The sequence below is a fragment of the Corallococcus llansteffanensis genome, assembly GCF_003612055.1.
Lineage (GTDB): Bacteria > Myxococcota > Myxococcia > Myxococcales > Myxococcaceae > Corallococcus > Corallococcus llansteffanensis.
On sequence record NZ_RAWB01000377.1, the window covers coordinates 1 to 9,906 of the forward strand.

At 72.9% G+C, this 9,906-nt stretch carries 5 protein-coding genes and 1 pseudogene; 5 read left to right on the forward strand and 1 reads right to left on the reverse strand.

Going from position 1 to position 9,906, the window contains the following annotated elements; translation table 11 throughout:
* From D7V93_RS28785 to D7V93_RS28795, 3 genes and pseudogenes are all read left to right on the forward strand, one after another.
* Positions 1-427: pseudogene (locus D7V93_RS28785) on the forward strand (hypothetical protein); the annotation flags it as partial.
* Between the two features lie 335 nt (positions 428-762).
* A complete protein-coding gene (locus tag D7V93_RS28790) occupies positions 763-4,323 on the forward strand; it encodes a flagellar motor protein (RefSeq protein ID WP_244237574.1) in 3,561 nt (1,186 codons plus the stop codon).
* Between the two features lie 45 nt (positions 4,324-4,368).
* A complete protein-coding gene (locus D7V93_RS28795) occupies positions 4,369-7,440 on the forward strand; it encodes an MYXO-CTERM sorting domain-containing protein (RefSeq protein ID WP_147451388.1) in 3,072 nt (1,023 codons plus the stop codon).
* On the opposite strand, the gene D7V93_RS28800 is transcribed toward D7V93_RS28795, so the two are convergent.
* Complete coding sequence (locus tag D7V93_RS28800) at positions 7,424-8,797, reverse strand: DUF4388 domain-containing protein (protein ID WP_120646439.1); 1,374 nt, start codon at positions 8,795-8,797, stop codon at positions 7,424-7,426. The two genes, D7V93_RS28795 and D7V93_RS28800, sit on opposite strands and share 17 nt — an antisense overlap.
* A 27-nt stretch (positions 8,798-8,824) precedes the next feature.
* On the opposite strand from D7V93_RS28800, the gene D7V93_RS28805 reads away from it, so the two are divergent.
* Both D7V93_RS28805 and D7V93_RS28810 read left to right on the forward strand, forming a co-directional pair.
* On the forward strand, positions 8,825-9,214 hold the full coding sequence (locus D7V93_RS28805) for a VOC family protein (protein WP_120646440.1): 390 nt from the start codon (positions 8,825-8,827) through the stop codon (positions 9,212-9,214).
* Positions 9,215-9,287: 73 nt separating this feature from the next.
* Positions 9,288-9,906: cyclic di-GMP-binding domain-containing protein, MshE-related (locus D7V93_RS28810; protein ID WP_504739586.1), on the forward strand; the 619-nt coding region annotated here is incomplete at its 3' end.

A 9,906-nucleotide genomic window follows, 5' to 3' on the forward strand; every position in this document is an offset into this window, starting at 1 on the left:
GACGGGGGAGGACGGCACGGTGGGGCTCGGGCCGCTGCGGCCCGGCGTGGTGCGCGTGGCGCACGGCGTGTGGCCGGGACTCGACGTCACGGTGCACGTGCTGGGCGCGCAGGGGCCGGTGTTTCCCGAACAGGCGCCGCTGGTGCCCGGGCCCGTGGTGCAGCGCGTGGAGGTGGGGCCTGCGTTGCCGGTCAACGTGCGGGTGCGCGTGGAGGGCGCGCGCGTGACGTGCTGGGTGGAGGATTCGCGGGGGCAGGTGCTGGTGGACCGGCCGGTGTACATCGCGCTGTCCGAGGGCGAGCGGTCCGACGAGACGGTGCGTGACGGCCTCACGCGCTTCACGGTGCGAGGAGCGAAGGGCTCCGTGAGCGTGTCCGTGGCGGATGTGCGCACGGGCGTGACGGCCATCGAAGAGGTGCAGCCTTGAAGCGCTCCTCTCTGGCGCTCGACTCCGGACGCGTTGGCTTCGGGCGCTCCCTCTGGCGTGACGGCCATCGAAGTGGTGCGGGCTTGAAGCGCTCCTCTCTGGCGCTCGGCTCCGGACGCGTTGGCTTCGGGCGCTCCCTCGGGAGTGACGGCCATCGAAGTGGTGCAGGCTTGGAGCGCCTCGCTCCAGCGCTCGGCTGCGCATGCTTCGCCTCCGGGCGCGTTGCTTCGCTTGAGGGCCATCGAGACAGTGCGGCCTCGGAGCGTCCCTCCTCGTCACTCGCTTCCCGGCGATTCGCCTTGGGACGGTTCATCGTCGGATGCTTCGCCATCGCTGTGCTTCTGCTCTCGGCGGGGGCTTCCGCGCAGACGCTGGCCTCCGACCTGCCCACCCAGGCTTCGACGATCGCCGGCCGCGTCTGCCAGGACGTGGATGGGGACGGTCGCTGTAGTCCCGAGGAGCCTGGACTCGCGAGCGTGCGGCTGGTGCTCGCCACGGGACGCGAAGTTCGCACCGACGCCGCCGGACGCTTCCACCTCACCGGCGTGGACTCGCGCCTGCCGGACCTGACCGACGGCCTCCACCTGCGCCCCGGACGTCACCTGCTCAAGGTGGATCCGCGCAGCCTGCCCCCTTCCAGCCAGGTGTCGCCGAAGGCCGCGACCGTGGAGGTGCCCTGGGGCGCCGTCGTGCTCCAGGACTTCGCCGTGCGCATCGCACCCGCGCCTGCTCCCGCGACGACCGCGACCGCCCCCGGCCGTCCTCCCGAAGCGCGTGTCGCGCCCGAGGGCATCCGCTTCCTGATCACCGGTCAGGCGGCTCCCGGTGACCGGGTCCGCGCGGGCGACGTGGAGGCGACGGTGGACGCCTCCGGCGCGTGGCAGGCGATGGTGCCGCTCCAGCCGGGAGAGAACGTCGTCCCCCTCACCACCACCGCGTCGGGCGGCGCCGTGAGCTTCTTCCACCAGCGCTTCGACGTGCTGCGACGCGGGAAGACCGGGTGGCTCGTCATCCCTCGCGAGGTGAAGCACCTGGGCGCCTTGCACGGCCTTCCGTCCGACGCCGCGCCGCTGCCCACCGGTGAGACGCGTCTGTCGGTGGAAGCGCCTCCCGGCACCCGCGTGCGCTCTCCCGAAGGCGAGGTCGTGGTGGGCCCCGAAGGTCGCGTTGGCCTGCCGGTGCGGCTCGTGACGGGGAGCAACGCCGTCCCCCTCTCCCTTCAACCTCCGGGGCAGCCCGCGAGCACCGTGACGGTGTCGCTCGAGGCCCGAGCCCAGCCCTTCGCCGTGGGCCTGCTCGACCTGGAAGCCAGCATCGCGCCCGCGGGCGGTGGCTTCCGGCTCCGGGGCCGTGGCGCGGCCCATGGCGAGGCGCAGGTGGGGCCGGTGCAGCTCGTCGGTGAGCTGGACCTGCGCGACACCGACGTGCGCCAGTTGAAGGACGCACCGCTCGCGGACTGGCTGCGCCCCCGGGTGCCCGAACGCTTCGACCGCTGGCGGGATCCCGACCTGTCTCCCGCGGAGTGGGGCGATGCCTCGGTGTCCCTCACCCCCAACCCCTCCGAGGGGCGTCTGCGCCTGGAGGCCCGTCACGAGCAATATGGCCGCGCGGGCTTCGGCACCTACCGCGCGCTCCAACAGGACCGGGAGGTGGGCCGCTACCACCGCCCCCTCTTCGGGCCCTTCGCCGAACTCCATCAACAGGTCGGCGAGCTGCGCGTGGGCGTGGATGTGTTCGCGGGGGGACTCGTGGATCCGACGCGCGGACTCGCCGCGACGCCCGCGCACGAGGAGCTGAGGGCCACCGGCGGCAGCCTCTACTACCTCGGCGGCAGCACCGTGGCGGAGGGCTCGGAGCTGGTGCGCGTGGAGGTTCGCGACGGCGTCACCGGCCTGCCCCTGGGCGAGCAGCACCTGATCCGCGGGCGCGACTACGACATCGACTACCTCGCGGGCCGCATCCTGCTCGCGCGTCCACTGTCGATGCTCACCGGCACCTCGCTGCTCCGCACGGACGCCCTCACCCAGGCCCCCGAGCCGGTCCTCGTCGTCGACTACGCCGTGCTGCGCTCCGGTGATCCGCGCGACACCGTGGGCGGTGAGGCGTGGGCCCGCTGGCGTGACGCGTCCGTGGGGCTCGCCGCCGTGCGCGAGCGCCGCATGGGCACTCCGTTCCAACTGCTGTCCGGACGGGGCCAGACGCGGGTGGGCCCCTACTCGCTGCTCGCCGAGGCCGCGACCAGCCGGGGGCTCGCGGTGGAGCCCGGGGTCTTCGGGGTGTCGGACGACGGCGGCCTGTCCTTCCTCCGTCCCGTCGGCACCCAGGACGACCACGGCGGCGCGGTGGGCCTGCGCGTGAGTGGACCCGGGCCGCTGGGACATGGCGGATCCGTGGATGCCGCGTGGCGCGAGCGCTCGCGGGGCTTCTCCGACGGCGCCCACCTGGAGGCCTCGCGCTTCCGGCAGCTCTCCCTGCGCGCCACGCAGCCGGTGGGCCCGCTGCGCTTCACGCTCCTGGGCGACGAGCGCCGCTCGGCGGATCCGCGCCTGCCCTTCGAGAACACCCCCTTCGCCGCGCGCACCCTGGGCGTCGCCGCGGGCTATGAGCAGGATGCGTGGGGCGTGCGCGTGGAGGTGCGTGACGGCTGGCTGCGCGCCACCGACGTGCCCGGCATCGGTCCCCTGCGCGAAGGTGGCCGCACCTCCGCGGGCGTGGCGGGGCACCTCTCCATCGCTCCCGGCGTGGTCGTGTCCGCCGGCCACCGGCAGCGACTGAACGAGCGCGGCGCGGGCCCCGGCAGCTGGAATGACACCTTCACCTCCGCGGGCGTGGACGTGGCGCTGGGCCCGGACGCCTCCGTGGGCGTCAAGGGCGGCTGGGGGCCGCAGCTCGGGCCGCAGGCGTGGCTGGACGCCAGGATGCGGCGGGGCCCGGAGGTGTTCTACGGCGGCTACTCCGTGGACGTGGACGGGCCGGACCATGGCGCCGGCCGCGCGGTGACGGGCGCGCGCACGGAGGTGGGGGACGGCACCACGGTGTTCGTGGAGGACGTGAGCGCGCACGACGCCACCGCCCTGCGCCTGGCGCGCGCGGTGGGCTTCCAGCACGTGGTGCTGGACGGCTTCAGCGTGGGAGCGCGCTACGAGCGCGGTGTGCGCCAGCCGCTGGACATCGCCGGCGACCTGACGCGTGACGTGGCCAGCGTCTCCGCGCAGTGGCTGCGCGAGCGCGTGCGGGCGGACGTCCGCGCCGAGGTCCGCCACGAGGAGGGCACCCCCGCGCGCGGCCCTTCCGGCCCGGTGGACCGCACCCAGGTGGTGCTGGCGCTGGCCGCGGAGGCGCTGCTCATGCGCGACGTGACGGCGTCGGGCCGGTTGGACTTCGCGCACACGGCGGGCCTCACCGGGCTGGAGGCGCGGTTCGCGGAGGGCTTCGCGGCGCTCGCTTGGCGGCCGGGCCCCTGGCTGGTGATGGCCCGCTACGGCCTCACGCGCGAGCTGTCTCCCGGAGTCCGCGGGGCCTTCGGAGACCGGCGTTTCCACACGCTGTCGCTGATGCCGGCGGTGCGCGTCGGGGACCGACTCTCCGTGGCGGCGGGCCTGCACGCCGGACACGCCAGCCTGGGGGATTCGTCCCAGTGGGTGTGGACGGGCACGCTGCGCCCCTCGGTGCGGGTGGTGGGCGGACTGGAGGTCGCAGTGGAGGCCGCCCGGCGCACGTCCGCGACGGATGGCCAGGGCCTGGATGCCCTCCGGGCGGAGGTGGCGTACCGGCTGGACGAGCGCCTCCGGGTCGCCCTGGGGTACACCGTCCTGGGCTTCAGCGGTTTGGGGTTGGGAGCCGAATCGGTGGATGCTCCCGATCGCCTCTACCTGCGGGCGGAAGTGGCCTACTAGAAGCCGAGGGAAGGGACGTCGAACGTGCGCGCCTGGATGGTTGGTTTGGGGTTGTTCCTGGTCGCCGTGGTGGCCCGTGCGGACTGGACCACCACCCAGACCCAGAACGGCACCCCCAAGGACGTCGTCGTCTTCCGTCCTGGCTTCTTCGCCGTGGCGACCGACCTGGAGCTGTTCATCTCCCAGGACGGAGGCGTCTCCACCCTGTCGGGCGGCATGTCGGGCAGCTACCTGCGCGGGACGAGTTGCGTGGTGGGCATCCGCGACGACGGCACCGTGCGGAGCGTCGGCGGGTGTTCGCCGGATGAAGGCAAGACCCTGTTCCCGGACGCCCCGGAGGACCTGCCCGCGGTGCGCTTCAGCCCGGATGGGGGCGTGGGCTACGCCGCCGCCAAGGTGTCTCCCGTGAGCTGGGAGTTCCGCTCCTCGCTCGTCCCGAAGCAGGGCAACGCGGAGTGGGGGACCCTGGCGATGCCGCTCCCCAGCGCCGTCGCCCAGGCGCCGCTGGCGGTGCTGCCTCCGCAGGCGGACGGCCTGCCGCACGCCCTGTTCTCCGTGTCGCCGGCGAAGGCCAACTTCGTCTGGTACCGGGGCACGACCGCGCAAGCCTATCCGGCCCAGGGCGTGACGCCTCCCAGCGCGGCGCGCACCGTGGCGCTGCTGCCCGGCGTGGATCCGGCGAAGCCGCTTGCGTACTTCGGCAACGACGCGGGCCTGTTCCGGGGGACGTTGGGGGGCGCTTCGTCGCCCTTTGATCCGGTGCAGCTGGATGGGGGCCCGGTCTCGGTGGATGCGCTCGCCTTCGACGTGGCGAGTGGCTCCGACGCGGGCGTTGGCTTCGGCCTGATGCTCATCAAGCAGCAGAACGGCAAGGTGGCGGCGCTCAGCGCGGAGCCGGTGGTGCCATCCGCCGCGCCCGGCTCCGTGTGGCGCAACAACCCGAAGTTCCGCACGGACCTCACCGAGTCGGCCGCGCAGGTCGCATGCGCGGGAGCGTCGTACTGCGTCGCCATCCTTCCCCGGCCCGTGCAGAACATCCTCATCTACGAGAACAAGGCGAAGCCGGTCGTGAACGTGGTGCAGCCCTTCGACGTCGAAGAGGGCACGCAGAAGAAGCTGGCCCTCGACGTGGTCGACAACGACGGAGACGCCGTGCGGATGACGGCCACGCTCCGCGATCCCAGCCGCCTGCTCACCGCCGTCACGGAGCCGTCCGCCACGGGAGGCAACGGGCTCACGCTGTCGTTGGCGGCGGCCTCGGGCTTCTGCGCGAACCAGAAGGCATTCGTCGACGTGGTGGCCTCGGACGGCCTCGCCTCGCACGACACGATGAAGACGGTGGAGCTGCAGGTGAAGCACACGGAGCCCCCCGCCGCGCCCGCGGGGGCCTCCGTGGCAGTGGAGGGCGGTGTCTTCTTCGCGGGCGGTGCCCGGGGCACCCTCACGCCGCTGCGGGGCCCTTCCGGCTGCGCGCCCATCAAGTACCTCTGGGCGGCGCAGACCCCCAAGGCCCCGCCGCTCGAGGTGACGGACACGGTGGCCACGCTCAACCCGGTCATGTCCAGGGCGGACCGCTGCAAGCCGGGCATCAACACCTTCATCTACGACGTGCGCGCGCACGACGGTGAGCTGACGTCCAACCACACGAACGTCCCGGTGATGATCTACCCGTGGGGACCTCCCGAGGCGCCGTTCGACAGCGCCACGCGCGAGGTCTACTCCGGGCAGGCCCTGGGCCCGCTCGACCTCAAGACCCACCTGTGCGCGGGAACCGACGGGCTGCCTCCTGTCACGAGGCTGTGGTCGGTGACGGACAACCCCTCGAACGTGGAGGTGACGCTCGTCGGGAGCGGCGCTGCCGTGGGCTCGATACCGGTCGAGGGAAGCTCCGTGCAGGTCAGCTCGCAGTCGTGCGTCGACACGTCGCTGAAGCTGCGCGCGTTCAACCGCCTCATCGTGGAAGGGCGCGTCCTGGATGGCCCGGTGTCCGACGTCAACGTGACGGTGCTGCCGCGACGGATTCCCCTGGAGACGGTGTCGCTCGCGCTGGACCTGGGGCCGCAGGAGGAGCGCAAGGTGCACGGCCGGGTGACGACGACGCCGGTCCTCAACTGCACGGGCGAGCGTGCCCTCACCACGGTGGCCACGCTGGAGGAGCCCGAAGCCGCGCCCGGGGTCCCGGGCCGGGTGCTCGCCACGCAGACGTTCGCTGGAATCTCGGACGGCTTTGACCTGGCGCTGCCGCCCACCTGCGGCGAAGGCAGCTACACCGTGCGCGTCCGCGTGCACGAGACGCTGGGCAACGGCAAGGTCGTGACGTCCGAGCTGTCCCAGCCGTACCAGCGCAACGCGCGCGACGTGGTGCTGGGGGACTTGAGCGGTGAGCTCATCGCCACCTGTGGCCAGGGGGCCCGGGGAAAGCTGCGGCAGACCTTCCCGGAGGGTGCGTGCACGGTGGTGGACCTGGCGTGGAACCGCTCCCTGGGGCCAGAGCTGGCGTCGCTTGAGTCCAGCGGTGACTCGGTGGAGCTGGCCACCCAGGACACGGAGCTGGAGTCGCTGGTGGGCGAACTCGTCACCCTGAACGTGAAGGCGACGGCCCCGGGGGCCACCGAGGCGACGCGCGAGCACGTGGTGCGCATTGGCGCCCGGCCCTTCGTGACGCTGGATCGCAGCACCGAGCTGGCCGCGGGCTCCGACTCGGGGCAGGTGGGCGTCCTGGTGACGCTGCGCAACGACTCCGCGTGTGGCGTCGCGTCCCTGGACTACGAGGAGGTCGCCATCGGGGTGGAGCTGCTGCCCGACAGCGTGAAGGTGGACGGCCAGCGGATGACGCCCACGGAGGTGACGGACGGGCACTTCACGGTGGGGCCGCTCGCGGTGGCCGCGGGCGCGACCGCGACGATCTCCTACGTGGTGCGGCCCGGGCTCTTGAGCACGCCCACGTATTCGGGCGTCGCGAAGCTGCGGGGCGTGGTGGTGTCCCAGGCGCCAGCGCCGCCTCCTTCCACGTCGGGCTGCGGGTGCTCCGGCGGAGGCTCGGGCGTGACGGCCTTCGGGCTGGGGGCGCTCGCGTGGCTGGCGCGGCGCCGTCGCGGCGTCAGAGCCCGAAGCTGATGCGCTGGCGGCGGCCGGGCGTCTCCTGCCGCTCCTCCAGCACGCCCAGAAGCTCCAGGCCGCGCAGGGTGGCCAGGGCCTCGCGCTCGGACAGGTCCGTGAGCGCCAGCAGGTCCTCCACCGTCTTCGTGCCGTCCGCGAACGTCAGCAGCATCGCCTGCGGGCCGGTGAGCTTCAGCTCATGCAGGCCGTAGGGCGGGGCCGCCGACGGGAACAGCCGGCGGCCGGGCGCCATGGACTGGCGCAGCGCCACCAGCGTCTCCGTGCGCGTCACGCCCTCCAGGATGAGGTCGCTGGGGAAGAGCGACAGCGGCACCAGGTCCGCGCGCTGCGGCCGCATGGGGCTGAAGCCGTAGCCGCCCTCCACCCACGAGAAGGTGGACCAGAGGATCTCCTTCACCTGCTCCTCCAGCAGCCGGCGCCGCTGCGAGGGGCTCAGCAGGCCGCGCTTCAGCAGCGCGTCGCCGGTGCGCAGCGAGTGCTCGCGGGCGTAGGTGGCGGCCTCGGTGAGCTGGGCCTCCGTCAGCGCGCCCTTGCGCACGCAGAAGCGGCCGAAGCGCTCCGGGGCCAGGTTGGAGGCGGCGTACACGACGCGGCCCGCCTCGAAGTAGACGACCTTGAGCACCGTGCCCTGGCGCAGCTTCAGCTCTCCGTGGTGGCGCGCCTCGTAGTAGGCGTTGAGCAGGCGCGGCACGCGGGTGTGCTTCAGGTCTCCGCCGAGCGACCACTCCGGGAGCTGGCGACGGCGGCGCTCCGGCGCGGGCACCGGCTCCGCCCACACGGCGTCGCGCCGGGCGAAGGGCAGGGGCAGGGCCTCCGATACGGGCGCGTCCGTGTCCGCGTTCATGTCCAGGTCCGTGGCTGCGATGTCCGGCGCTACCGGTTCGGCGTCCGCGGCCGGTGCGGGAGCGGCGTCCGGCGTCGGCTCCTCCTGCACCAGCTCCTCCAGGACGAGCAGGTCCACCTCGTCGAGCAGCTCCGACTGGGGCGCGGGCGGCACGCCGGCGGCTTCCTCCAGGGCGTTGAGCACGGCGTCCAGCTCGAAGGGCTTCTCGAAGAAGGCGCACGCGCCGTGGACCTTGATGGCCTCCTGGGCGAAGCGGTCGCCCTTGTAGACGCCGCTGACGGCGATGGCGGGGATGCCATGGGCCCGGAGCGCGCCCAGCACCTCGCTGCCCCGGATGTCCGGCAGCAGCAGGTCCACCAGGGCGGCGTCGAAGCGGGAGGCGGGCCCCAGCGACTCCAGCGCGGACTCGCCCGTGAACACGGCGAGCGCGTCGTGACCCCGGGTCTGCGCCACCGTGGCGATGAGGGAGGCCAGTTCCTGGTTGTCCTCGACGATGAGCAGTCGCGCCATGGGCGGGCAGACCCTAGCATCAACCCCATGAGGGACGTTCAGGGCTTCCACCATGTGGCGATTCAAGCGAAGGACGTGGAGCGGGTGACCACGTTCTATCGGGACCTGCTGGGCTTTCCCGAGCTCAAGCGCCACCTGCGCGAGGACGGCACCCTGCGGAGCGTCTGGGTAGGCGTCCCCGGGGGCGCCTTCCTGGCCATCGAGGCGGTGGACGGGACGCCGGAAGCGTCGCCGTTCCGCCACCCGGAGCCCGGCCTGTTGATGCTGGTGTTCCGCATCCCACGCGAGGCGAGGGGTGGGGTGGTGGAGACCTTCGCCCGTGCGGGGGTGCCCCTGGAGCACGAGACGCGTTGGACGCTCTACGTGCGTGACCCGGAGGGCAACCGGGTGGGGCTGAGTCATCACCCGGAGGACTAGGGCCTGCCCGGGGGGCTGGGGTGTCCGGGCGGAGGCTTGCGGAGGGTGACGGGGCATGGCTACAAGCGGCCCCATGCGCCTGGGTGAACTGCTCGTGAAGGACGGCCTGGTGTCCGCGGCGGCGGTGGAAGAGGCGCTGGAGTCCCAGGTCGTGCACGGCGGTCGGCTGGGGACGAACCTGGTCGAGCTGGGGCTGCTGTCCGAGCAGGACCTGGCGAAGTCGCTGGGCAAGCTCCACAACTGCGCCCACGCGTCCGGGGAGATGGTGCCGGACCCGAAGGCCGTGGGGCTGGTGAGCCTGAACGAGGCGGACGACAAGGAGTACCTGCCGATGCGTTCCGACGCGACGCGCTTGAGCGTCGCGGTGGTGAACCCGCACGACTTCCCGACGCTGGATGCCATCGCGTTCAAGACGGGCAAGCGCGTGGTGCCGGTGGTCATCCCCGAGTTCCGGATGAACCAGCTGCTGCGGCGGCACGCGAAGGCGTTCCGGCAGCTCCGGGCCATCGACATGAACGCGGTCCGTCCCCGGCCGGCGAAGGGCGCGGCGGCGGAGCTGGCGAAGGCGCAGGAGCGGCCTCCGGACCTGATGAGCGAGGAGGAGTTCCAGTCCGTCTACGCGCAGGCGCTGGGCGGTGACTCGGACGGCGACGCGGACGTGCTGGAGGGGGAGATCATCACGGGCGAGGAGG

Bases quoted from the DNA above. Each gene is read 5' to 3' on its own strand.
- D7V93_RS28800 (WP_120646439.1), bottom strand. From the start codon at position 8,797: ATGGCGCGACTGCTCATCGTCGAGGACAACCAGGAACTGGCCTCCCTC.
- D7V93_RS28805 (WP_120646440.1), top strand. From the start codon at position 8,825: ATGAGGGACGTTCAGGGCTTCCACCATGTGGCGATTCAAGCGAAGGAC.